This is a genomic window from Enterococcus sp. AZ196 (assembly GCF_050498845.1).
Taxonomy (GTDB): Bacteria; Bacillota; Bacilli; order Lactobacillales; family Enterococcaceae; genus Enterococcus_A; species Enterococcus_A murrayae.
The window spans coordinates 95,123-119,731 of sequence record NZ_JBIPAM010000002.1 but is presented as its reverse complement, the minus strand read 5'-3'; the positions used below and the strand labels follow the sequence as shown (position 1 = coordinate 119,731).

The 24,609-nt window shown below is 42.4% G+C and carries 20 protein-coding genes and 1 pseudogene; 19 read left to right on the top strand and 2 right to left on the bottom strand.

The window, feature by feature from the left end; all coding sequences use genetic code 11:
* Window positions 1-60: 60 nt before the first annotated feature.
* The 9 genes and pseudogenes from IGI67_RS18380 (at window position 61) to IGI67_RS18340 (ending at window position 9,056) form a co-directional block, all read left to right on the top strand.
* Window positions 61-915: an AraC family transcriptional regulator gene (locus IGI67_RS18380; protein ID WP_429958757.1), complete on the top strand. Its 855-nt coding sequence runs from the start codon at window positions 61-63 to the stop codon at window positions 913-915.
* A 155-nt stretch (window positions 916-1,070) separates the two neighbouring features.
* A complete protein-coding gene (locus IGI67_RS18375) occupies window positions 1,071-2,504 on the top strand; it encodes a family 1 glycosylhydrolase (protein WP_429958756.1) in 1,434 nt (477 codons plus the stop codon).
* A 14-nt stretch (window positions 2,505-2,518) separates the two neighbouring features.
* On the top strand, window positions 2,519-3,946 hold the full coding sequence (locus tag IGI67_RS18370; protein WP_429958755.1) for a PTS transporter subunit EIIC: 1,428 nt from the start codon (window positions 2,519-2,521) through the stop codon (window positions 3,944-3,946).
* A gap of 55 nt (window positions 3,947-4,001) precedes the next feature.
* Window positions 4,002-6,137 (top strand): glycoside hydrolase family 65 protein, encoded by a 2,136-nt coding sequence (locus IGI67_RS18365; RefSeq protein ID WP_429958754.1) that lies wholly within the window; start codon window positions 4,002-4,004, stop codon window positions 6,135-6,137.
* Window positions 6,137-6,787, top strand: coding sequence for a beta-phosphoglucomutase (gene pgmB / locus IGI67_RS18360; RefSeq protein WP_429959806.1), 651 nt, complete (start codon window positions 6,137-6,139; stop codon window positions 6,785-6,787). The genes IGI67_RS18365 and pgmB overlap by 1 nt, the downstream gene beginning before the upstream one ends.
* Before the next feature lie 119 nt (window positions 6,788-6,906).
* Window positions 6,907-7,167 carry an AbrB/MazE/SpoVT family DNA-binding domain-containing protein gene (locus IGI67_RS18355; RefSeq protein WP_207110609.1) on the top strand — a complete coding sequence of 87 codons (261 nt, stop codon included), beginning with the start codon at window positions 6,907-6,909 and terminating at the stop codon, window positions 7,165-7,167.
* The gene (locus tag IGI67_RS18350; protein ID WP_429958753.1) at window positions 7,168-7,509 is read left to right on the top strand and encodes a type II toxin-antitoxin system PemK/MazF family toxin; all 342 of its coding nucleotides are present in this window, start codon (window positions 7,168-7,170) and stop codon (window positions 7,507-7,509) included.
* A gap of 119 nt (window positions 7,510-7,628) precedes the next feature.
* Window positions 7,629-7,760 (top strand): annotated as a pseudogene (locus IGI67_RS18345) (family 1 glycosylhydrolase); the annotation flags it as partial.
* Between the two features lie 147 nt (window positions 7,761-7,907).
* A complete protein-coding gene (locus IGI67_RS18340; RefSeq protein ID WP_429958752.1) occupies window positions 7,908-9,056 on the top strand; it encodes a cation:proton antiporter in 1,149 nt (382 codons plus the stop codon).
* A gap of 216 nt (window positions 9,057-9,272) precedes the next feature.
* Here IGI67_RS18340 and IGI67_RS18335 read toward each other — a convergent pair whose 3' ends face one another.
* A complete protein-coding gene (locus IGI67_RS18335; protein ID WP_207110606.1) occupies window positions 9,273-10,427 on the bottom strand; it encodes an ROK family transcriptional regulator in 1,155 nt (384 codons plus the stop codon).
* 254 nt (window positions 10,428-10,681) lie between these two features.
* On the opposite strand from IGI67_RS18335, the gene xylA reads away from it, so the two are divergent.
* The 6 genes from xylA (at window position 10,682) to xylB (ending at window position 18,994) form a co-directional block, all read left to right on the top strand.
* Complete coding sequence (gene xylA, locus IGI67_RS18330; RefSeq protein WP_207110605.1) at window positions 10,682-11,989, top strand: xylose isomerase; 1,308 nt, start codon at window positions 10,682-10,684, stop codon at window positions 11,987-11,989.
* Between the two features lie 123 nt (window positions 11,990-12,112).
* Window positions 12,113-13,723, top strand: coding sequence for a glycoside hydrolase family 43 protein (locus tag IGI67_RS18325; RefSeq protein WP_429958751.1), 1,611 nt, complete (start codon window positions 12,113-12,115; stop codon window positions 13,721-13,723).
* Window positions 13,724-13,772: 49 nt separating this feature from the next.
* Window positions 13,773-15,281, top strand: a complete 1,509-nt coding sequence (locus tag IGI67_RS18320) for a sugar ABC transporter ATP-binding protein (protein WP_207110603.1) — start codon at window positions 13,773-13,775, stop codon at window positions 15,279-15,281.
* 64 nt (window positions 15,282-15,345) lie between these two features.
* Entirely contained in the window at window positions 15,346-16,314 is a 969-nt protein-coding gene (locus tag IGI67_RS18315) for an ABC transporter permease (protein WP_207110602.1), read from the top strand.
* A 53-nt stretch (window positions 16,315-16,367) separates the two neighbouring features.
* Window positions 16,368-17,420: a sugar ABC transporter substrate-binding protein gene (locus tag IGI67_RS18310; protein ID WP_429958750.1), complete on the top strand. Its 1,053-nt coding sequence runs from the start codon at window positions 16,368-16,370 to the stop codon at window positions 17,418-17,420.
* A gap of 71 nt (window positions 17,421-17,491) precedes the next feature.
* On the top strand, window positions 17,492-18,994 hold the full coding sequence (xylB, locus tag IGI67_RS18305) for a xylulokinase (RefSeq protein ID WP_429958749.1): 1,503 nt from the start codon (window positions 17,492-17,494) through the stop codon (window positions 18,992-18,994).
* A gap of 147 nt (window positions 18,995-19,141) precedes the next feature.
* Here the strand turns inward: xylB and IGI67_RS18300 are convergent, their stop codons facing one another.
* The gene (locus tag IGI67_RS18300; RefSeq protein ID WP_207110615.1) at window positions 19,142-19,741 is read right to left on the bottom strand and encodes a YczE/YyaS/YitT family protein; all 600 of its coding nucleotides are present in this window, start codon (window positions 19,739-19,741) and stop codon (window positions 19,142-19,144) included.
* Window positions 19,742-19,832: 91 nt separating this feature from the next.
* Here IGI67_RS18300 and IGI67_RS18295 point away from each other — a divergent pair, with 91 nt between their 5' ends.
* From IGI67_RS18295 to IGI67_RS18280, 4 genes are all read left to right on the top strand, one after another.
* Window positions 19,833-20,501, top strand: coding sequence for a cyclic nucleotide-binding domain-containing protein (locus IGI67_RS18295; RefSeq protein ID WP_429958748.1), 669 nt, complete (start codon window positions 19,833-19,835; stop codon window positions 20,499-20,501).
* A gap of 356 nt (window positions 20,502-20,857) precedes the next feature.
* The gene (locus tag IGI67_RS18290) at window positions 20,858-23,491 is read left to right on the top strand and encodes a pectate lyase-like adhesive domain-containing protein (RefSeq protein WP_429958747.1); all 2,634 of its coding nucleotides are present in this window, start codon (window positions 20,858-20,860) and stop codon (window positions 23,489-23,491) included.
* 8 nt (window positions 23,492-23,499) lie between these two features.
* A complete protein-coding gene (locus tag IGI67_RS18285) occupies window positions 23,500-23,892 on the top strand; it encodes an LPXTG cell wall anchor domain-containing protein (RefSeq protein ID WP_429958746.1) in 393 nt (130 codons plus the stop codon).
* Window positions 23,893-23,932: 40 nt separating this feature from the next.
* Window positions 23,933-24,592 carry a WxL domain-containing protein gene (locus IGI67_RS18280; protein WP_429958745.1) on the top strand — a complete coding sequence of 220 codons (660 nt, stop codon included), beginning with the start codon at window positions 23,933-23,935 and terminating at the stop codon, window positions 24,590-24,592.
* Window positions 24,593-24,609: the final 17 nt, after the last annotated feature.

Genomic DNA, 24,609 nt, shown 5'->3' with positions numbered 1-24,609 from the left:
AATAAAAGGACATTTACTTTCGTTGCGGTTTACGGCAAAATGAACCGTGAGGTGAACGCGATGGCGATTTATTTAGAGATGCCTGAATTAGATAAGGAGTTTCCTTTCCGAATTTTAGTGAATGACGGGGATATTTTGACCACGCCCCATTGGCATCGTGAGGTTGAGCTGATTTACGTGACAAAAGGAACGATTTCTTTAGGGATCGACGATGTGCCCTACAAATTAAGTGAGGGAGAGATTGCTTTTATTGGCGGCGGCTTGATTCATTATGTCTTGGCATCGCCTGGCAGTGAGCGACTCGTCTATCAATTTGATTTGAACTATTTTACGGCGGGAAATAAAGAGAACCTGGATCTGCAGAAGTTGTTTGCAGATTTAATACCAGTCAGTCCTCAATGGAATCCTGAGGATGAAGCGGCTGTCAGAAGCTTGCTTGAAAATATGAATCATGAAGCACTTGATCAGCGAACGGGCTATCAGTTTTCTCTTAAAGCAGAACTGTTTGCGTTGATCACGCGGCTGCTGCGGAATATTCCGAAAAAAGCAAAGCAGTCGAAAAAGCTCAATAAGCTAGCGACGCAGGATGTGTTAGAGAAGCTGGACGGCATTTTCAGCTATGTGGAGGCTCATTATCAAGAGGAATTGACTCTACAGGATATTGCTGAGGTTTCCGGCTACAGCTCTTTTTACTTCACTAAATTTTTTAAGAAGAACACAGGGAAAACTTTTTTAACCTTTTTGAATGAATACCGCATCGATAAAGCCAAATGGCTGTTGATCAACAGTGATTTACCGGTGTCAGAGATCATCACGCAGACGGGATTTGAAAGTGATAAAACTTTCTATCGACTGTTTAAAGGCTCGATGGCCATGGCGCCACTGGAGTATCGCAATACGATGAAAATTGAATAAATGATCGAAAGGCCATTACTATCCCAGTAATGGCCTTTCGACAATATTTGAGAATAATAGAACAAAAATGGGGGAATGAAAAAAAGATTTCCTCGCTATAATAAAAGTATCAACACGAATGAAAGCGAATACGAATCGTAAGGGAGAATGAATAAATGAAGCAAGGAAAGCAATTTTTCTGGGGAGGAGCTACCTCCGCCGCACAAAGTGAGGGAAGTTATCTCGCCGATGGCCGACAGCCCTCGAATTTTGATTATCTGCCTTTAGATGATCGTCGCCTTAAGGCAGTATATAAGAATCAGACGAATTCTATCTTACATTCAACTGGGGAGGAAATTTATCCAGGCAGAAACGGTAATGATTTTTATCAGCGTTATGAATCAGATATTGCCTTGTTAAAGGAGTTAGGAGCTAACAGCTTTCGTTTCTCTATTTCCTGGCCGCGCATTTTTCCAACAGGAGAAGAGCAGGAACCGAATGAAGCGGGGCTCCAGTTTTACGAAAAGGTTTTGACAGAGCTGGAAAAGCAGCAGATGGAACCAATCGTGACCTTGTCTCATTTTGAGATCCCTCTCCATTTAGTGAAAAAGTATAATGGATGGGAAAATCGTAAAGTGGTTGATCTCTTTCAGCGCTATGCGAAAACAGTGATGAAACGCTTCAGGGGACGAATCAAGTACTGGATTCCTTTCAATGAAATGAACATGGTGCTGCACATTCCGTATATTGGTGGTGGAATCCTGTTTGAAGAAGGTCAAGACAATCTGTCGACTCAATATCAAGCGGGCCATCATCAATTATTAGCCAATGCCTTAGCAATCGAAACGGGAAAGCAGATCGACCCTGAAAATCAATTTGGCGCTATGCTGGCGGCGGGTAAAACCTATGCGTATACCTGTGATCCTAAAGATGTTTTTGCGGCGTTGCAGCAGGAAAAAGAAAACCTGCTTTTCTCAGATGTTCAAGTTTTTGGTGAATATCCCAAATTCTTCCCGCATTTTCTAAAGGAGAAAGGATTGCACCTAACCATTCAACCTGAGGATTCCGGACTTCTGAAAAAAAATACGGTTGATTTTGTTTCCTTTAGCTATTATTCCAGCGCCTGTACGGCCGCAGAGGAAAATGGAATCGATCGTGTAGCGACCAACGGCTACACGACCTTACGAAATCCGTATTTACCAAAAGGAAAGAGCGTCTGGCAAGATGATCCATTAGGTTTGCGAATCACCTTAAATCAGCTGCAGGATCGTTACCACAAGCCGCTGTTCATTGTTGAGAACGGGATTGGAACGCAGGATGAATTCATTGATGGCGCAGTGCATGACGATTATCGTATTCATTATTTGCAGGGACACATCAAGAATATGATGCTGGCGGTGGAAGAAGACGGGATTGATCTGATGGGCTATTTAATGTGGGGAATCATCGATCTGCCAAGTGTTAGTGAAGGAAAGATCAGTAAGCGTTATGGTGTGATCTATGTCGATCAGGATGATGAAAACAATGGTTCGCATCAGCGCTATAAAAAAGACAGCTTTGCCTTTTATCAAAAAATTATTTCGTCAAATGGTGCCGTTGTATTCGAATAGAAAGGAGCAAAAAAATGAAAAAGTATCAGCAATTAGCAAAGGAAATCATTCAAGGTCTGGGGGGGACAGATAATGTGAACTCCGCAGTTCATTGCGCGACTCGGTTGCGGTTTGATCTAAAAAATTCAGAAGCAGCAGATATTGATCGCTTGAAGTCAATTGAGGGTGTAGTCGGTGTGAATCCGACACCAACGCAATTGCAGGTGATCATTGGCAGTCATGTGGGAGAGGTGTTCGAGGAGGTCATTCGCCAGGGAGTGACTAATGGAGACGCAGACGTTGACAAGCAACCAGCTGCAGCCGGTGCTTCTGCCAACAAGGAAACTAGCATTTTTAACAAAGTAGTAGATACCATTACAGGGTGTATGACGCCGATGATTCCAGCCCTGACCGCTGCCGGGATGATCAAAGTGATTTTATCCTTGTCTACGACCTTCAATTGGATGTCGAATGAATCCAGCACTTATCGAGTATTAGATTTTATCGGGGATGGCGCCTTTTATTTCATGCCGATCCTGTTAGCCGTTTTTGCAGCGAATAAGTTCAAAGTCAACACATCGATCGCAATCATTGTCGTAGGTGTATTTCTGCATCCGAATTTCAGTCAATGGGTCGCTTCGGGAGATCCGATCTCTTTTCTTGGTATGCCGATCCAAGGGGTGATTTATGCGGCGTCTGTTATTCCTGCGCTATTAACGATCTGGGCGATGTCCTATATTGAGAGAGGTGTCGATAAAATCACACCGCAATCGTTGAAAATTTTGCTGAATCCGACATTAACTTTATTGATCACGGCCCCATTAGCCTTGATCGTTATCGGTCCGTTAGGAAACTATGCGGGACAAGGCTTGGCTTGGGTCATCAACTTGATGCAAGGGCAGCTGGGCTTCATTATGGTCGCTTTATTGGCAGCGGCTATGCCGTTTATCGTGATGACTGGTATGCACCACGCTCTGACACCGATTTTCGTTGCTTCTTTTGCGGCAACAGGAACGGAATCCTTGATCTTAGTCGCGCAAGTCTGTGCTAATTTGGCTCAAGGTGGGGCAACCTTAGCTGTCGCCTTCAAATCAAAACAAAAGAACGTGAAATCGATCGCCGCCGCTGCTGGAATCTCTGCAATCATGGGAATTACCGAACCGGCTTTATACGGAATCACGATGAAATATAAAAAGCCGTTAGTAGCCGCTTGTATCAGTGCCGGAATCTCAGGCTGCTTCGCTGGCTTGATGCATGTGACGCTCTATGTACCGCAAAATAGTTTGATGGCGATCTTAGGTTTTTCAGGTGAAAAAGGAACGAGTAATGTTATCGCAGGGATAGCGATGATGGTTATGTCTGTCGTCTTATCTTTTGTATTGACACTTGTTTTGCAGAAGGATGAGGAACTCGAAGCTGCACCAGCCGAAAAAACCGCTGAAGGGTTAGCAGTAAATTCATAAAAAGGTAAGCGGGGTAGAAGAGCGAGCTTCTATCCTGCTTTTTGGAGGGTATTTCATGAAAATCTATTTAAATGATTACGAAACTGAAACATTGGAAAAAGCAGAGAGTCTGTTCTTTAATGGAAATGGCTTGATTGGTTTGCGAGGCAATTTGGAAGAGGGCTACTACGATCACTTTTCTACTAATCGCGAGACCTATATCAATGGTTTTTACGAAACAAAGGACATCCACTATCCTGAGAAAATGTATGGCTTTACACCAACTGGTGAAACAATGATCAGCGTGATCGATGGACAAACGACCCTAATCACGATTGGCGGCGAACAATTTTCGATTACTGAAGGTGAAATCAGCGCGAGTGAGCGCTATTTAGATATGGCGCAGGGGATCACGGTAAGAAGTCTGATCTGGACATCCCCACTGGGACGACAAACGAAGATTACGATCTCACGACTGGCTTCTTTTTGTTATAAAAATTTGTTTTCGCTGAAGATTGATTTCGAACGCTTGAATCATCAAGAGGAGATCGAATTAACGACTCACTTGAATTTTTATCCCGTACGGACAATTGATAAAAACGATCCACGAATGAGCCATGACCTGCAAAAAATCACTATCAAGGAAATCAACCTAGCGGAAAATCGTTGCAGCTTTGGCACGGAATATTCGCACTTAGAGGCGGAGCTGGCTTGGTCGATCAATAATCAAACTGTGTCTCAAACGATTGAAGAAGAACGAATTGTGATTCACACGAAATTAGAAGGAGACAGCTACCAAAAAAATCTGAGCTATGCCTTCCAGCAGCCGGAGCATACCGGTCTCAATACGCACTTTTCAAAACTGGTTCAGCTGCAGACACAATTTTTAGAGGCCTTTTGGCAAAGCGCTAAGGTCAAAATCAAAAGTACCGAAATGCTGGAGGAAAGTGTTAATTATAGTACTTTTGCGTTGCTGCAATCTCTAGGTACTAATGGCACAACCAGCATTGCGGCCAAAGGCTTGAGCGGCAGCGGCTATGAGGGTCATTATTTTTGGGATGCGGAGATGTTTGTGTTTCCGGTCTTTTTACACTTGAATCCCGCGTTAGCAAAGCAGCTGTTGACCTACCGCTACACTATTTTGGATAAGGCACGAGAAAATCGTCAGCTTTTTGGATATCAAACGGGAGCCCTCTATCCTTGGCGGACTATCTCAGGCACGGAATCCTCGCCATTTTTTGAAGGCGGTGCAGCACAGCATCATATCAATGCAGATATTGCCTATGCCTTTATTCAATATTATCGCTATACCGATGATCTAGCGTTTATGGCGGATTGCGGGTTTGAGGTGCTGTTGGAAACTGCTCGTGTTTTTACTGAAATCGGCTATATGAAAAACGATCAGTTCCATATCGATAAAATCACCGGACCCGATGAGTACACAGTGCTAGTCAACGACAATTATTACACCAATCAATTGGTGGCTTATCAATTCCAGTGGATCAATCGGCTGGCTCAGACATTGAAAGAGCAGCAGCCTGAGCGCTGGGGCACGTTGATCGAGAAGCTTCATTTACAGGAAGCAGAATTGCAGGAGTTCGCACAGTTTTCTGAGAAAATGGCGTTACCGTTTGATGAGGAAAAAGGCATCATTGCGCAGGATCGCGATTTCTTGAAAAAAGGGCCTTGGCCATATTCAAAGGAAGAAACCAAATACCCGTTACTGCTGAACTATCACCCGCTGACGATTTACCGGTATCAAATTTCTAAGCAGGCCGATGCAGTGCTGGCCTTGATGCTGTTTCCTGATACCTTCGATCAAGCAACTATTGAAAAAAGTATTGCCTATTATGATGCGGTCACGACACATGATTCGTCATTGTCATACTCGACTTTTTCAACAGTTTACAGTCGTTTAGGGCAGGTTGAGAAGGGCTATGACTACTTCTTGAAAAATGCCCGCACTGATTTGGACAATAGTCATAAAAATACCAAGGACGGCATCCATACAGCCTCAATGGGCGGCACCTTTATGACGATTGTTTACGGTTTTTGCAACCTGCAGGTGGTCAATGATGAGCTGGTGATTGATCCGCATCTGCCAGCAGAAATTGAGGAAATCGAGTTTTATACTTATTTCAAAAATCAAAAATATCGGATTTATGTGGATCATCAGAAGCATTTGATTGAAAAACAGCCAGAAGGGAAGTAATTATGAAGGGATTCATTTTTGATTTAGATGGTGTTCTCGCTGATACGGCGAAATACCATTACATTGCTTGGAAACAGTTAGCCGCAGAAATCGACATTACGATTGATGAAGCATTCAATGAGCAGCTGAAAGGGATCAGTCGGCAAGAATCATTGGAGCGAATTTTAGCTTATGGAGATAAAAGCAGCGAGTTTTCTGCGAGTGAACGGTTTGAAATGGCAGAAAGAAAGAATCAGCATTATGTCGAATTATTGGAAGAGCTAACTCCTGAAGACGCCTTGCCAGGAGTCAGAGACTTCTTAAAAGCAGCGCGTAAGCACAACATTCCCTGTGGGGTCGCTTCGGCATCAAAGAACGCACCGTTCATCTTGGATAAATTAGCAATCAGTGATTATTTCGTTGGGATTGCCGATCCAGCCACGTTGACAAAAGGTAAGCCCGATCCGGAAATCTTTATCAAAGCCGCACAATTACTAGCTATTGATCCAAAAGAAGCAATCGGTTTTGAAGATGCACAAGCGGGGATCGATGGAATCAAAGCCTGCGGTATGTATGCGATCGGAATAGGAGAAGTTGAACAATTGAAGGGGGCGGATCGATCCGTCGCTGATCTATCCGAGCTGTCGATTGAAGAATTGATTCGTTTATAGAAGAGGAGACTGTCGATGACAGTCTCTTTTAACTAGGTAGTAATCTCTTTACAAAACGTATATACAAGTATATACTTTTGAGTAGATACTTGTATATACAATTTGAGGGAGGAAACAATATGATTATCAAGGATGTTGAGTTGAAAACATGGGGAAATTCAAAAGCTTTGCGTATTGGTAAAGATGAAATGGCCGCTCTTGGTTTATCAGAAAAACAGTTGGGATTAAGGATGGTTGTTGAAAATGGTAAGATTATCTTGACACCTAAAAAGAGTTACCCTGAAACAATTGAGGAGCTTTTTGCCGATTACGATGGAACGGTATTGAGTGAACAGGATCGCTATGAATGGGATGAGCCAGTTGGAAGGGAGCTGCTTTAGTTGGTAAATAATAAACAATATTTTGAATTACAACAGGGAGACATCCTATTTCTAGATTTTGATCCGACATTAGGTCACGAGCAGCGAGACTATAGACCGTGCATTGTTTTAACGAAATCTCTCAAGTATTTAAATTACATGTTTGGTGTTGCCCCGATCACAAGCAATTCAAGGGAGTTCCCATTACATCTCCCACTACCAGAAGGAATGAACATTCAGGGAAAGGTGCTTCTTGAGCATCATCGTATGGTGGATTTAGAGACACGAAAATTTAACTATGTTGAATCGGCCGGATCGGAATTCACTGAAGAATGTGTAGCAAAACTAAAATTATTGTATTAAGTCGGATAAGTTTTACTTAAGCGAAACAAACTCAATGAAAGTGCAGACAGTGCTTCATATCAGGTGAACCAGTGCAAAAGGAAAGACGGCTATCAACACAATCGGATGACGGAGTAAGAACTGAACGCTACGGTATGATCTACGTGGACCGCAATAGCGATGGCTCGGGTACGCTGGAGCGCTATAAAAAGAAAAGCTTCGATTGGTATAAAGAAATCATCGCCTCCAATGGGGGGACATTAGTTAAATAATCCAGTAAAGGAATCCCGGAATTCATAATCTATGAGTCCGCGGATTCTTTTTCTTTTCTTCTGATTTTTCCGATAGACTTCCTTAGTGGAAACGAATACAATTGCATTAACGCTAGCTTTTTAGTTTGCGATCGTGGAGGGAATGAGATGGAATTTATTGGTGTTTTGTGTCTGATTTTAGTGAGTGTTACCGTAGCAAGTCATTTCTCGCGAAGAATGGGCATACCGGCGGTGATTGGCCAGCTGCTCGTGGGAATATTGCTGGGAAATGGCGGATTGAAAATCGTCCATCCGGATATTCTGGTGAAGGATTTTTCTGAGATCGGGGTCATTTTACTAATGTTTTTGGCGGGTATCGAAAGCAATCTGCCGCTGCTGCGCAAATATTTTCGACCGGGTGTGTATGTGGCCTTGCTAGGCATCCTATTCCCGCTATTGCTAGGAGCCGGAAGCGGCAATCTCTTCGGAATCCCTTTTAATCAGTCCTTTTTCTTTGGTCTGATTTTAGCAGCAACCTCAGTCAGTATCTCAGTGGAGGTGCTGAAGGAGCTGAAAGTAGTCAACACGAAGGAGGGCTCGACCATTCTCGGAGCGGCGGTTGTGGATGATATTTTGGTGGTCCTGATCGTCAGTCTATGTATGCCGTTATTGGGTGTGGAGAATGGAAATGAACCGTCGCTGGCCTTTATGCTGATTGCGCAAGTCTTGTTTTTTGTTGCGGTTTTCTTCTTGATTCGCTGGGGTGCGCCTTATTTGATGAATTTGAGCAAAAAAATCTTTGCCCAGTCTTCTGTCATCATTGTATCGTTGACGTTGTGTCTGAGTATGTCCTATCTAGCTGATCTGATTGGACTTAGCTCAGTGATTGGCGCTTTTTCTACAGGGATTGCGATTGGCCAGACGAATGTTTGGAAGGATGTCCGGTACAATATTGAGGCGATCGGCTATGCTGTATTTATTCCCGTCTTCTTTATCAGCATTGGACTGGAAGTAACCTTTGATGGTTTGACTAAGCAGCTGCCGTTTATCACTGTTTTTACCATAATCGCGATTTTTTCAAAGCTGCTAGGCGGCTTTATGGGGGGAAGACTGGCTGGCTTTGGAAACCAAAGCAGCCTGATGGTGGGCTCAGGAATGGTGTCTCGCGGAGAGATGGCATTGATTATTGTCCAACTAGGCTTTCAGGCACACTTGGTAGTTGGAAAGCATTATTCCTCTATTATTTTAGTTATCCTGTTCACGACCTTGTCGTCACCATTTTTACTGAAATATTTTACGAAACGACTTTATTCCTAAAAGGGCTTCTGCCGCATAGAAAAGTGGGGCAGGGAAAATTCCGATAAAGGGACTCAGGAGTGGCAGTTGACCAGTGGATTCACTGCAATGAGTCATAAAAATTGAAAAGTATCCAGATATTAGAAAACTGCCTCAGGAGTTCATTCCTGAGGCAGTTTTTTTTCCAATAAACAGTGTTCTCGAAAAAAATTAGCCGGTTGCTGCAGGATCAATCATTTAATCTGACAGCTTCACCTGGTTGATATTTAAAAAGCGCTGCAGATTTAACACCAGGCCACCTAAAAGTGTCGCTTTTTCGTTGAGTGCAGTATTTCTAACAATGACTTCATTTGAGAAGCGATTAGACAGAAGCTGCTTCAGCTGTTGGATGATTTCTGGGATTTCCCGATAAAGAGAGCTGTTCAGCACAATGACTTCAGGGTCATAATGAGCGATTAGGTTGTTGATGCCGACGCTTAAATAATGAACATTTTCTTGAATAATTTGTTGTGCATCTTGATCGTGATTTTGGTAGTATTCTCTCAAAATAACAGCATTCACGTAATCCATTGATTTGATTTTTGAAAATTTTTCAAAACAGACTTTGTTTGCTGCGTACATTTCTAAACATCCATGATTTCCACAAGGACATTGTTTCCCATCCATGACAACGATTTGATGGCCGATCTCGCCAGCAAAGCCATGCGAACCAACTTGCAGCTTGCCGTTTATAACAATCCCAGCCCCGATCCCGCTATGCATGTTTATACTAATTAAGCTGGAGGAATCCGAGGTGAAGGTGTATTCTCCTAGCGCGGATAAGTTCGCTTCATTTTCAAGGTAAACTGGATAATCGCTAATTTCTTCAATGATTTCTCGAAAGGCAATTTGGTCTACGTTGTGGTGAGGGGTGAAGATAATCTCACCGTTAAAGACAGGCCCGTGGACAGCAGCTACGACACCGATGACTCCATAGGTTGTGCGCGGTAATTTTTTTTCAAATGAAGCAAAGATCTCAGAAAAATAGGTTTTAATCGTCTTTTCGTCTAACACGATCGGCTTCTTTTGAATGAAGTGAATTTCTTCACCATCGAGATAACTTAACAACGCATTGATGTAATTATAGCCGACATCAATGGAGATCGACAGACCAGCCTTCCCGTTATACTTTAAAATGATTGGTTTACGACCGCCAGTGTTCCCAGAGGTGCCGATCCCTGTTTCCAATACTAAATGATCTTCAATCAATTTTTTTACGATAACAGAGATGGTTGCTTTCGTGAGACCTGTCAAATTAGCAAGATCCGCACGAGAGAGGTTTTGATTATTCATAATAAGCTCGAGGCACAACGATTCATTTGTTGTACGTCGTGCATAACTTAGATTTTTCATAGAAAAACACGTCCCATTAATTTAATAAATTTACTATAGTATAGCGGTAAATTAAATTTTTTGCTAGTTTTTTATTTAATTTGTTTAATAAACATACTAATATGAAATGAAACTCATATACTAGAAAGACATTGAAAAAATTTAAAAAAAAGGACTTGACTATTTTAATGGAAGCGGATACTATATAGACATCAAGTTAGTTAGTATAGAAAACGAACTAACTCGAATAAGATGAATTTTAGGAGGAAACAAGCATGAGTTATTTTCCAAATGTAGAAAAAATTAAGTACGAAGGAACGAAAACAAAGAATCCCTTTGCTTTTCGTCATTACAACCCAGAAGAAGTAGTTGCCGGAAAAACGATGAAGGAACATTTACGATTCGCGGTTGCTTACTGGCATACAATGACACAAGACGGCAGTGATCCATTCGGTTTACCTACGAATCAGCGCACTTGGTTTGGGGCTACAGAGATGGATACCGCTCGTAATCGAGTAGAGGCCTTTTTTGAAATTTTAGAAAAACTAGGTGCTGAATACTTTTGTTTCCATGATGTGGATATTGCTCCAGAAGGAAACAGCTTGGCGGAGTTTTATAAGAACTTAGATGAGATCACGGATTTAATCAAAGAAAAGATGGATCAAACAGGAATCAAGTTATTATGGAATACAGCAAATATGTTCAGCCATCCAAGATATGTAAACGGTGCCGCTTCTAGTAATAATGCAGACGTCTTTGCTTACGCTGCTGCACAAGTGAAAAAAGGCTTGGATATTTCGAAAAAATTAGGCGGTGAAAACTATGTATTTTGGGGTGGACGTGAAGGCTACGAAACCTTATTAAATACAGATATGGCCTTTGAACAAGACAACATCGCACGGTTGTTTAAAATGGCGATCTCATATGGTGAAAAAATCAATCATAAACCACAATTCTTGATCGAACCAAAACCAAAAGAGCCAAGCAAACACCAATACGATTTTGATGCGGCAACAGCCTTACAATTTATTCAAAAATATGGTTTAGAAGGCGAATTTAAACTGAATTTGGAAGCCAATCACGCGACACTTGCAGGCCATACGTTCGAACATGAAATTGAAGTTGCTCGAGCAAACCAAGCGTTGGGTTCATTGGATGCTAACCAAGGAGATATTTTACTTGGCTGGGATACAGATGAGTTTCCAACCAACGTTTATGATGTCACCTTAGCGATGTACGGAGTATTGGAAAATGGCGGAATCGCACCGGGCGGAATCAACTTTGACTCAAAAGTCCGTCGCTCCAGCTTTGAAATGGATGATCTTTTCTTAGCTCATATTGCAGGAATGGATACCTTCGCCAGAGGCTTGAAGGCTGCTGCGAAGCTGAAAGAGGACCGTTTCTTTGATGACTTGAAGGACGAACGTTACGCGAGCTTCAAAGAAGGAATTGGCGCTTCAATCGTTTCTGATAAAGAAGATTTGGAAAGCTTGACCGATTATGCACTGAAGCTGAAGGACATTCAACTGGAATCAAGCCATATTGAATACGTGAAATCTTGTTTAAATGATTATTTAGTGTAAATGATGTGTGCTCTCTATAAGAGAAGCCTGCTAAAGCTCTTACGCCAGTCTTTGTAAGAAACTTGGTACGCTTCAATTATAGAGAGTATCCCTTAAATAAGAAAAAAAGGAATGGAGCTAACGATGAAAATACAGAATCCGGTTTTAAAGGGCTTTAATGCTGATCCCTCAATAGTTCGTGTAGGAGACACTTATTATATTGCCAATTCTACGTTTGAATGGTTTCCTGGAGTTCAAATCCATGAGTCGAAGGATTTGGTTCATTGGCAATTAGTCACACGTCCACTAGCAAATGTTGCACTACTTGATATGAAAGGTAACGCTGACTCTGGAGGAATCTGGGCTCCTGATTTATCTTATGCCGATGGGAAATTTTGGCTTGTCTATACTGATGTAAAGGTAGTTGATGGCGCGTTTAAGGATTGTACCAATTATTTGACTACTGCTGAAACGATCGAAGGACCATGGAGTGATCCGATTCATTTAAATGGTGTGGGCTTTGACGCTTCACTTTTTCATGATGATGACGGGAAAAAATATCTAGTGCAAATGGAATGGGATCATCGCGAATACCATCATGCTTTTAATGGAATAAAATGCACAGAGTATTCGGTGGAGGAGCAGCGATTATTACCTGAAACTGCGACAATTATTTGGCGGGGAACGGACGTGAAATTAGTTGAAGGCCCGCACCTTTATAAATTATTTGGCTATTATTATCTATTTTGCGCAGAAGGCGGCACGTCCTATGCTCACCAAGAAGTTGTCGCACGATCAAAAACACTTCGTGGCACCTATGAAAGTCAGCCAGAAACCTTTTTAACAGCATTCGATGCACCGGACAATCCGCTGCAAAAATGTGGACACGGTTCGTTGGTTGATACGCCAAATGGCGAATGGTATTTTGCTCATTTGACTGGACGGCCTTGGCATCATCCCTATGAATCTGCTCATGATCCTCGCGGGTGGTGCACGTTAGGCAGAGAAACCGCTATTCAAAAGGTGGCCTGGACGGAGGAAGGATGGCCTGAGATTGTTGGCGGAAAACAAGGCAGTATGGTAGTCGATGCACCTAAAGGATCAGAGCCGTTTGAATACGAATCGAATACAGTTAACGATGATCAGTTCGAGCAAAACGAGTTGAACATTCATTTCCAAACACTAAGAGTTCCCTTCAGCGACCGTATCGGAACGATTAAAGACGGTCAGCTATGGCTGAACGGCTTGGGCAGCCTGGCGAATGTACATGAAAATTCATTGGTAGCGCGACGGTGGCAGGCCTTTGATTTTGTAGCGGAAACGAAAGTTCGTTATAGACCAACGACCTTCCAGCAAATGGCTGGTCTTACCAATTACTATAATTCAACCCATTGGTCTATGATCCAGCTAACGTGGAATGAAGTAAACGGCCGTGTCATTGAAGTAACAGAAAACAATCAAGGGAGATTCAAGAGCTATTTGAAGGAAGCGGCGATTGCTGTTCCCGAAGATATCGAGTATGTGTATTTTAAAACGATCGTGTCTACTTCGACCTACTCCTATGCCTACTCTTTTGATGGAGAAAACTGGACAGCTATTCCAGTTCAATTAGATGCAAAAGTATTGTCGGATGATTATGTCAATTCAAGCTACGGCGGATTTTTTACAGGAGCATTCGTGGGCATGGTGAATGTCGATTACTCCGGCTACAACCTTCCAGCGGTCTTTGATTATTTCCGGTATCAGGAAGTGTAGTTCCTTCGCTGCTAATTGATTAATTTTTCAGAAATAGAAGGAGGTTGTCATGGAGAACGAGCTTTTATTTTCAATGACGGATATTGAAAAAAGTTTTGGTCCCGTTCAAGTGCTGAAAAAAGCAAACCTTGAGGTTCGAAAAGGAGAAATTCACGCTTTTATGGGCGAGAATGGTGCCGGAAAATCTACTTTAATGAACATTTTAGCTGGCTTGATTGAGAAAGATGCTGGGAAAATTATTTTTGAAGGAAAAGAAATTCCGAAAATGACGACAGACTTAGCAACAGAGCTAGGCATTGGTTTTGTTCATCAAGAATTAAATCTAGCAGAGGATTTATCTGTGGCTGAAAATGTTTATATTGGCCGGCTGCCTTATAAAAATAAGACCCTTGGGATCGTTGATTTTAAGAAATTGCATGAGGATACATTGTACTGGCTCAATCTTGTTGGAGCCAATGTGAGTCCAGATGCTCACGTAGGTTCGCTTTCTACTGCTAACAAGCAGCTGATTGAGATTGCCAAAGCCCTCAGTTTAAATGCCAAGGTAATCATTTTCGATGAACCGACCACTTCTTTATCGGATAAGGATGTGGAAATACTGTTCATTATCATTCGTCGATTAAAGGAAAAAGGGTTTTCTAGTATTTACATCTCACATCGCATGAAAGAAATCTTTGAATTAGGCGAACGCATCACCATCATGCGAGATGGCAAATACATTGCGACGGATGACGTGAAAAACTTGTCAGAGGATCAGATTATTTCAATGCTTGTAGGGCGTGAAATCAACGATTTATATCCTAAGCAAACAACAGAGATTGGCGAAACTTATTTAGAAGTCGATCATCTTTCCGATCGCTTTGGTCATGTAAAAGACGTCAGCTTTAAAGCAAGACGAGGCGAGGTTTTAGGCTTTGCAGGTCTAGTTGGCAGCGGAAGAACCGAGACGATGCGATTGATTTTCGGCGCAGATCGTGCCAAGACTGGAGAGATTAAGCTTGACGGTAAATCAGTAACCATAAAATCGCCTGTTGACGCGATCCGCAACGGAGTCGGACTTTTGACAGAAGATCGAAAGCATCAAGGATTAATGCTGGGACTGTCGATTAAAGACAACATCACGATTACTCACTTGAATCGGTTCGCATTAAATCATGCGGATTTGAAGGCGACTGCGAATCGTTTCGTGAAGGATGTAAACATAAAAGTCAGTAACATTGAAAACCCTGTTTCAAGCCTCTCAGGCGGGAATCAGCAAAAAGTAGTCTTAGCCAAATGGCTGAATGCGGATAATCAGGTATACATTTTCGATGAGCCGACAAAAGGGATCGATGTTGGGGCGAAATCAGAGATCTATTCGATTATCAATCAGTTAGCCCTGCAGGGAAAGACAGTTCTGATTGTTTCTTCTGAAATCCCAGAACTACTTGGGATTTGTGATCGGATTCAGGTCTTTCGAGAGGGAGAAATTACCGGAGAAATAAATGTTTCTGATTATACAGATATGAAAGATGAAGCGCAGGAAGTCATTATGAAGTACGCAACACTGGGCCAATAATTCAAAAAAATTTGTTTAAGGTCACATTTTGTTTGTACAACTACGGAATGAAGGAGATAAAAAAATGGAAAAAGAAAAAAAGAATCTGGATATCAAATCTCTTTTTATGAATTATTCGGTCTACCTAGTGTTAATCATTTTAGTACTTTACTTTACGATTACAAATGGAGATTTTCTAAGTTCCTACAATATCGAAAACTTTTTGCAGCAAATTCCACCAGTAGGAATTTTGACCGTTGCTTACTCGATGATTTTAATCTGCGGAAATGTGGATTTGTCGATCGGTTATGTAGGTATGGCAGCAGGGATGGTGGGGCTTTATGCTTCGAATAGCGGCTTGCCGGCACCAATTGTAATCGCTATCTCATTAGTAGTCGGAGCTGCTTTAGGAACGATGAATGCCCTTTTGATCAAAAAATTCGACTTGCCCTCTTTTATTTTGACTCTTGGTACGAGCTACGTCATTAAAGGGATGCTTGGTTTCTTTACGGATGAGCAGTTTATCGGTTCTGAAAAGGAATGGTTCAACAAGCTGGCGAAAACACCGATTGGAACAGACATGGTCAAAAGTAATGCGTTGATCTTCATCATTGTGATTATCATTTTTGTTTTTGTAATGAAGAATACACGACTAGGCAGATATACGTACGCGGTAGGTTCAAACCCGGAAGCCGCACGGTTATCGGGAATCAATATCGATTTGCACATTGTCAAAATCTTCATGATTGAAGGCATGCTTGCGGCAATTGCGGGCTTGCTGATTGTTTCTAACCTGAATGGAGGCGCTTCGAAAGACGCGAACGGCTTAGATTTGTTTGCGATGGCGGCGGCGATCATGGGAGGAACGTCCTTTAGCGGCGGTATCGGTACGATAGGCGGCGCGGTCGCAGGGATCTTAACATTGCAGGTCTTTAAAAACGGTTTGACACTCATGGGCGTCAATTCATTCTTGCAAGACACGGTTACCGGTTTGGTCATCATTTTCGCGATTATCGTTGATTACTTTAAACGTAGAGCAAGTCGACAATCGTAGAAACAAAAATAATTTTTATAAAAAATGTGAAGCAGGGAAAGGAATGTGCAGAAATGTTTAAAAAAGGAAGAATCGTACTGATTGGCATGTTGATCGCGGCATTATTTTTAACTACGGGATGTGGTAAGGGGAGCTCCGCAGATGGAGACGCTAAAAAGACGCTATATTTTGTTCCGATCGTTGATACAGGCGCTTACTGGAACCCAATGAAAAAAGGGGCTGAAGATGCAGCGAAAGAGTTGGGGTATACATTGGTTACGAAAACCTCGCCATCTGCTGAACCTAGTAAAAAAGAAAAACACATGGGCTTCATTAAAGAAGCAACACAGAAGAATGTCGCAGGGATTGCGGTTGCACCAATCGAAAAGAAATCCTTTGTGGATCCGATAAAGGCAGCAGGTGACAAAGACATTCCGGTCATCACGTTTGATGCGGATTTAGAAAATCCTGATGATCGCACGGCTTACGTAGGAACGAATAACGTATCTGCTGGTGAAGAGTTAGGAAAACATGCAGCAGAAGAAATGAAGGAAAAAGGCATCACCAGCGGTTCTATCGCGATTGTGTGTGTGGATGTGGCGCAGCCGACCATGATTGACCGCGAAAAGGGAATAAAAAAAGGGTTCAAAGAAGTTTATGGTGAAGAGGCTAAAAACTTCAAATTTTTATCGACGATTCAAGACAATGACCAACCTTCTGAATCAAAGAAACAGCTAGAGGGCTATATCTCTGCCAACAAAGATTTAGTAACGGTATTTTCATTAGGCTCTGAAGGCCCCGATGTTGGTGTCATGAGTGCTCTTGAGTCGCAAGGAAAAGCTGGAAAAATCCTTCACTATGGATTTGATTACACGAAAACTTGGGAAAAAGGAATTGCCGACGGTCGAATCACTGCAATCGTTGACCAGGATGCTTATCAAATTGGATACCAAGTAATTGAAAATCTTGTCAAAGCCATTGATGGAGAAAAAATCGATTCTACGATTCCAATCGACGTAAAATATGTTAAGGCTGCAGATTTGAAGAGCTATGGTAAAGAAAAGAATAAAGTGAAAACAGATTCTGTTGATGATTCAGCTGAAGAAAGCACAGACAGCACAAAATAAAGGAACGATCATAGTAATGGGAGATAAAAAAAGCTTATCTCCCATTACTTCTTTATCAGAGAGGTGAGAAGATGACTTACGTATTAGGCTTGGATTTAGGAACAAGCGCGCTTAAAGGACTGGTAGTTGATAAAAACGGACAAGTGGTGGCAGAAGCTTCCCATTCTTATCCTATGGATACCCCTGAGATTGGCTACAGTGAACAAAATCCGCTTTCCTGGATTGAGGCGGCGGATCAGGTGATAAAGGATCTAGTCTCAAAACTTCCAGAGTTAACAGATTCATTAGAAGGAATCAGCTTTTCAGGGCAGATGCATAGTTTGGTCCTTTTAGATGAGAAGCATGAGCCCTTACGACCGGCAATTTTATGGAATGATGTTCGGACAACGAAGCAATGCAAAAAAATCAATGAGACAATGGGCGATACCATTCTTAAGCGCGAAAAAAATATCGCTTTAGAAGGCTTTACCTTGCCTAAAATTTTATGGGTTCAAGAAAATGAACCTGAAATTTGGAAAGAGGTAAGGCAGATCCAGCTGCCGAAAGATTATTTGCGCTTTTGGCTCACAGATAATTTTGCGATGGATTATTCGGATGCGGCCGGTACCTTAATGTTAAATCAGGACAACAAAACATGGGATACAGAGTTATTAGAGGAGTGGGCTGTTCCAGCGTCCATTTTGCCTCCGCTGGTAGAATCCTCCGCTGTTGTTGGTGTGATGAAGCCAGAACTAAAAGAGCGTTTTGGTTTTTCACGCGACATCAAAATTATTGCTGGTGGGGCGGACAATGCCTGTGCTGCGCTAGGCTCTGGTGTGGTCAAAGCCGGAACGGGACTGTGTTCCATTGGGACAAGCGGTGTCTTTCTTAAGTATGAGGACAAGGTCGATAGAGATTATCAAGGCAAGCTGCATGTTTTTTATCATGGGATGGAAAATACGGCCTATTCAATGGGGGTTACTTTGTCAGCGGGAAATAGTTTGAATTGGTTCAAAAATACCTTTGCAAAAAATCAGCCCTTTGAAGAGCTGTTGTCAGAAATAGATACAGTGCCGATTGGCTGTGATGGCCTGCTGTTTTCTCCCTATATCGTGGGAGAACGTACGCCATATACCGATAGTCAAATTAGAGGAAGCTTTATTGGGATCGACACCCATCATCAATTAAAGGATTTTACTCGCAGCGTGTTAGAAGGAATTACTTTTTCATTAAAGGATTCCCAGCGAATAATGGAAGCAGTAGCTGATGAAAAAATAGAGAAGCTTGTATCCGTAGGCGGGGGAGCGAAAAACAAGAGCTGGCTGCAAATGCAGGCGAATATTTTCGATACGCCAATCGTTACATTAAAAACCGAACAGGGACCTGGACTAGGAGCAGCGATGCTTGCCGCTGTAGGCTGCCGATGGTTTTCCGATTTACGGGAATGTGCGGATCAATTTGTTGCTTACAAAGAGGCGGTTCAGCCTCAACCTCAGCAAGTCGAAAGGTATAAAAAAGTCTATGCCCGTTACCGCAAAATGTACAGTGCGACCAAAGAGCTGTGCCATCAGTATTTTTCTCAGATGGAAAATTAATCACGAGCATTGTTCTAAATTTTTTGATAGTAAACGAAGCTGCTCGGCAGCAGCATTATTACAATTCATAAGTTGCGTTGAAGCAAGCGTAAAAAGGTCTGAGAGAGTGAAGCTGTTCATTCTCTCAGACCTTTTCCGCTTTTTTCGCTACTCTTTGGCCAAAGCGATCACTGGGGATAGTAGGAGAAAGCTGATTACTGTGCCTTCTCGCACCATCAAGGTCAAATGAAAGGCAAAAGTCAGCAGCAAAGCGGCCATGATACAGAGTAAATCAATGCTGTAGCGATAGAATTTGAAGCTTCGCGTGGTTCGTTCAGATAAAAACAGACAAAAGGTCTCGATGGGAAATTTGAGCACCTGATATTTCAAAACTCGTCCCGTCCCGATACCGGCAATGATCGTTCCTAGAATAAAGAGCAGGCATTTCAAAAGATAGGAATGCAGGGTAAAGAGAGGAAAAATGAAATACGTAAAAAGATTGATTGTCGAACCAAAAAACAGCAGAGCAATCCCCATCGTCAGGTAGTTTTTTAGTTTACGCTGCGGGTCCAGCAGCAGGCAGCTGATCAAAAATAGGAAGTTCAAGGCCGCGGTGATGGTGCCAATTTTGATGTGACTGAACTCAGCCAGCGTAGCATTGAGGGAGTTGAAGCTGCTGACACCAATGCTGGCCTTCAGCGTTAAGCTGATCCCAAAAGCACTGATCAGGTAGTATAAAAAAGAAAGAGTGATATTTTTTCGATTCATCATGATTGTTCCTCCGATAACTAATTGATAGGATAAGTATGACGGAAGTAAAAATTTACCACTAGGAGATATAGCCTAATAGGAGAAAAAAATGAAGAAAGAAAACTATCACGAATCAAACAAGTTTTTACTCAATCAGCTAGACCTGCCATTCTTAACGGAACCAATCTTAAAGCAAAGCTTTGTGATCCGCTATGACAGCAACGAGAAAATTGTGAATCAAGGGACGAAACTGAAGAACCTCTATGTATTGCTAGAAGGAAAAGCCCGAATCATTCAACAAGAGCCGAATGGGAAAAGTCTGATCCTGCAGTTTCTCGAAACCGGTGATTTTATTGGAGAGCTGACCTTGGTCAAGGCGGAGGCCGCACCAAAAGATGTAGTCGCGATCGATTCAGTTTGCTGCTTAGCGATTCCGTTAAGCGTTGTAGATGACTCGTTAATGAAAGGCCCTGATTTTCCGATTTTTATCGCGCAATATATTGGGAGAAAGCTGTTGCTGCGGATGGAGCATTTTTCCAACGCTCAAACCTTTGAATTAAAGTATCGTCTAGCGGCATTATTGTTAGAGGTTGCCGTAAATGATCAATACAATGAAAATAATACGCAAATTGCTGATTATTTAGGAGTCAGCTATCGGCATTTGACTTATACCTTCAAATACTTGCGGGATAATGGTTATATTAAAAAAAATAAAGCGGGCTATTTGATCGATCCGCAGAAGCTGCGCGAGCTGGTCCAGGCAGGAAACAATCGTTAACAACGAAAATATCAGCATAGAAACCTAAAAATTAAGAAATTTTTAGGCTTTTTTTGTGCTGTGAAAATTATTTTTGGTATATATAAATTATTTATTTTTTTAGATTAGAATAATTGTAAAAAGCATGTTATTTAAGTTCGGTTTTTTTATTAGGAAAGTCATTACTTTTTTTACGTTTATTTGTAATGTAACATGCATTATTTTTTTAATAAAAGTTAGCGATATGTTCTTTTGGTTTTTACTTTAATGTGTTAATTGCAGGTTCATTATAAGTTAATTATCAATTTTTTTAAAAATAATTATAAAAAATGGGTTTTCGTTGTGTTAGGCTTTTGGATGTGAAGGAGGTGAGAAAAATGAAACGACGCAGAATAACTTTTTTCTTATTACTAATCATTTTGCTCCCCAATGCGAATGTTTTTGCGATGGAGGCTAAGGAGACGAGCAGTTCTTCCAGCATTGGATCTGAGGAAACCACTCAAAGCAGTGAGAACGACTTACCTTCGAGCAGCTCAGCTAGCACGACGAAGGACAGCGACCCCTCTGAAACACAAGAAACGACAGAGACTTCGGAGCCTTCAAAGTCAGCGGATGAAGAGACGGAAGATTCGGAGTCGGATAGTGAAGAGATCAAAAGGGCGGATAGTCGATTATTGGCCGCTAATGAAGCAGAAGTGAGTGCATGGTCTGAGTTTGTCAGTGCCATTCGAAATGAAGATATTACAAAGATCATTCTTACAGCAAGCTTTGAAAATCCTAGTTCATCGGATTCAAGTCTTTCTACGTATGTTAGAAAGAATGATTTAGAGATCGATGGACAGAATTATCGGGTAAATTTTAAGAATTCCTCCATCTATTTAGGGTCGCCCCAAAATGCTACGGGATCATTCCATATGCATGACATTGTTTTAAATCAAAATTATGGAGGCGCCTACTCGGAAGATATCGTGGGCACACGGTTGAACTATACTTACGGAGCGAAATGGAAGTACCGATTCGGAAATATCACGACAGAACCCGGTGTGCAGCGGTTGGCTAGAGCGTCTCATTCAGAGGTAACGGTTTACGGCAAGATGGATATTGATACGCGAGCGGAAAATTTTTATCTGGGAAGTCTCATTATGGAGGACGGAACGCAGTATAAAGGGAACGTAAATAATTACGATTTTTCGGTATTCTGGTTTAACGTGGCAGCCAGCGCGGGTTCAACTGGCGCTTCCCGAGAATTTACGATTGGGAAGAATTGTCGGGTCGATGCTGGACAAACACAAACTGTTGGCCGAACGTTTCCGGCGGTGTATCATCATTATCTTTCATTAAATGTTGGTGAAAACAGTGTCTTCAACGTAGATATGCCGGGAAATGCGGTGCGATTTGACGATGCGGGCGCTGGGATGACGATCAAAAAGGGTGCTGTCGTGAACTTGACGAGTAAACAAACATCCGGATCGGTCGTGGCATTTAGTAATAATAATACCTATTTAAATGCAGAGCCCGGCAGTTATTTTTATGTCATCGGAACGAGTAATCAACCCTTGATCAACTTAGCAGCAAACGGTCTAGGGACAGCCAGTGTAAGCAGAAATGGGAATTCCATGACGTTAAATAGTCCGGCCCAATACGATTTGCGAAACTTAAATGATAGTCGAACAGCTGTAAATATTGCGTATGGGAACGAAGCGAATAACAGCTTCTCCATTCTCGATTCGGATATTGATTTATGGAAGGTTGGAGTACCGGTTTTGGGTCCTTCTAACGAAACCTATGCAAAAGTTCCGAGTTTGCAGGTAACTGGAAGCGGAACAAGAGAAACGGTGACGACATCAGTAGCTGGCTTGGATCAGTTCAAACAAGCCAATTATCGGCGAATCTCAGGAATGAACCAGGACCCGAGGATTGAGTGGGTACCAGTCACGGATGCGGATAAGACGATCAAAGGGCGTGTAGTCATTGGAGAAGTTCCAGATAATAACGGACTTGTCAGCGGCGAGATCAAATATATTCCCGTCTATGCCTCAGAAAATCAAGCAAAAATAACCCTGACGGATACACATGGGAATGTCCGACCGGATCTATCAACAGATGCAAATGGGTATGTTTCTTATACAGATACCAATGACCCAATTCAGTTTCAAAAAGCCAGAGAAAAAATTTCAGGTATTGCTGAACGAGGCCCTTGGATCAGTCCTGAGCCAATCGAAGCAACTGTTATTGATGCTACACCGCCAGAACCCGCTAAAGTAGATCATTCGGACGCCATCCAAAGTACTACTAAAAGATTAACGGGAACTGGGGAGCCTAACAGCATTATAACATTAACCGTCAATGATCAGCCATCGGGAATCCCGGGTCAGCTGGTTGGCGCGGATGGAAAATGGGCGATCGATATCTCCAGCTTGAGTCTTGTAAAAGACGATGTGCTTCAATTCTTTTTACAGGATCAAAGCGGACAGATCACTGAGCTAAGTGAAGCCGATCGACCAAGTACGAACAATGCCATTGGAAATATCAATCCCAAAGCAGATACGGTTTATCGAGACGCGACCTTCAAAGCAGCAACAAAAGCTACAGTGGTGGGCTATTTATCCTTAGCTTCGGTTCCTGATGGACTTGAGTTTGGCGACAATCAGGTATCAAATAAGACCGAAAACTATCGTCCAACGATTAGTGGTGATTTAGTCGTTTCAGATACTCGAGGCGGGGCAAGAAAACCATGGCGATTGACCTTGAACCAATCAGAAGAACTAAAAAACGGTACGATTTCACTGGAAGATGCGCTTTATTACACTTCTCAATTAGGTGAAAAGCAAATTACCACGGCAACACAAATCGTTGAGTCGGGCGAATTTACCTCTGATGGGTCAAAAAATATATCCGCTGATTGGCTAGACAGCAACGGATTTAAGTTGACAGTCCCTGTCGAAAAGCAGCGTGTAGGCGACTATACAGGAAAATTGTCATGGAAACTAGAAGATGTCCCAGGAAATTAGGTGAGTAGATGAGACGATTAGTGATAAATAGTTTGTTGATTCTGTTGACGCTCTTTACTGCTGTGCCAGTCTTTGCGACAGAAGCGAACTATGATAGTAACGGGGTAACAGCGTTTTACGGAAAATATGACTATCCAAAAGAAGAACAAAAAAAGGAACAGCCGGAAAAAAACGATGAATGCGACAAGGACGCTGTAAATGAAGAGATGCAAGGAGCTGTATCTGGAACAACAGCGAATCTGGCAAGTGCATTGCCTTCTTATAAGGGAGAAGGAGCGATTCTTCCCGTGACCGGAGATACCTCCAATGTGTGGACTACATTGATTGGGCTTGCCTTGTTGGCACTTGTTCTTTTTAAGCTGAGGGAGGTGGAGAACACTGAAGAAAATAACGCAATTTAGTTTTCTCCTTCTGCTCCTTTCGATTTTTACCGGTGGAACAGTGGCGCGGGCCGATGATACGGATACTCACATGAAGTATCAAAGCGGAGGCGGCACAGCCATTAAGCCGCTTGATCCTATGCTGCCGGATCCGGCCAAGCCGGTAATTCCAGTCGATCCTACCAATCCAACTGGGCCGCCGGCTGGCACTGGTGGAAGCCTTTCCATTGATTTTGCTTCTGGCTTTCAATTTGGAAATCAAGCAATTTCTACGAAAAATCAAACCTACTATGCTATTCCTCAAGAATATACCGACTTTGACGGAGTAAAGAAAAAGGGCCCTAATTATGTTCAGGTCACTGATATTCGAGGAACAGGCGCAGGGTGGCAATTGAGCGTGAAGCAAAATGGGCAGTTTCAAACAGCCGAAGCACAAACGCTTGAAGGGGCCGAATTGCAATTCAAAAATGGCGAGATGATCTCAAACCTTTCAACTACCTTTGCGCCGAATGCCAGTGGGACGGTTCAAATGCCGTTGGATACGGAGATCGATGTCGTCACTGCCAACAGCGAGCGTGGAATTGGCACATGGCTGTATCGATTCGGCTCCGATGAGTCTAGCGGCGGGCGTTCAGTCCAATTAACTGTTCCCGGCAGCTCAGTAAAATATGCAAAAAAATACCAAACCTCCCTGACATGGAGTTTAAAAAACGTACCTTAAAGAAAAAGCGATATTGC

Coding starts and splice junctions, on each gene's coding strand:
- xylB (WP_429958749.1), top strand. CDS start 17,492: ATGACTTACGTATTAGGCTTGGATTTAGGAACAAGCGCGCTTAAAGGA.
- IGI67_RS18320 (WP_207110603.1), top strand. CDS start 13,773: ATGGAGAACGAGCTTTTATTTTCAATGACGGATATTGAAAAAAGTTTT.
- IGI67_RS18375 (WP_429958756.1), top strand. CDS start 1,071: ATGAAGCAAGGAAAGCAATTTTTCTGGGGAGGAGCTACCTCCGCCGCA.
- IGI67_RS18300 (WP_207110615.1), bottom strand. CDS start 19,741: ATGAATCGAAAAAATATCACTCTTTCTTTTTTATACTACCTGATCAGT.
- IGI67_RS18365 (WP_429958754.1), top strand. CDS start 4,002: ATGAAAATCTATTTAAATGATTACGAAACTGAAACATTGGAAAAAGCA.
- IGI67_RS18325 (WP_429958751.1), top strand. CDS start 12,113: ATGAAAATACAGAATCCGGTTTTAAAGGGCTTTAATGCTGATCCCTCA.
- xylA (WP_207110605.1), top strand. CDS start 10,682: ATGAGTTATTTTCCAAATGTAGAAAAAATTAAGTACGAAGGAACGAAA.
- IGI67_RS18355 (WP_207110609.1), top strand. CDS start 6,907: ATGATTATCAAGGATGTTGAGTTGAAAACATGGGGAAATTCAAAAGCT.
- IGI67_RS18295 (WP_429958748.1), top strand. CDS start 19,833: ATGAAGAAAGAAAACTATCACGAATCAAACAAGTTTTTACTCAATCAG.
- IGI67_RS18315 (WP_207110602.1), top strand. CDS start 15,346: ATGGAAAAAGAAAAAAAGAATCTGGATATCAAATCTCTTTTTATGAAT.
- IGI67_RS18340 (WP_429958752.1), top strand. CDS start 7,908: ATGGAATTTATTGGTGTTTTGTGTCTGATTTTAGTGAGTGTTACCGTA.
- IGI67_RS18290 (WP_429958747.1), top strand. CDS start 20,858: ATGAAACGACGCAGAATAACTTTTTTCTTATTACTAATCATTTTGCTC.
- IGI67_RS18285 (WP_429958746.1), top strand. CDS start 23,500: ATGAGACGATTAGTGATAAATAGTTTGTTGATTCTGTTGACGCTCTTT.
- IGI67_RS18370 (WP_429958755.1), top strand. CDS start 2,519: ATGAAAAAGTATCAGCAATTAGCAAAGGAAATCATTCAAGGTCTGGGG.
- IGI67_RS18335 (WP_207110606.1), bottom strand. CDS start 10,427: ATGAAAAATCTAAGTTATGCACGACGTACAACAAATGAATCGTTGTGC.
- IGI67_RS18310 (WP_429958750.1), top strand. CDS start 16,368: ATGTTTAAAAAAGGAAGAATCGTACTGATTGGCATGTTGATCGCGGCA.
- IGI67_RS18380 (WP_429958757.1), top strand. CDS start 61: ATGGCGATTTATTTAGAGATGCCTGAATTAGATAAGGAGTTTCCTTTC.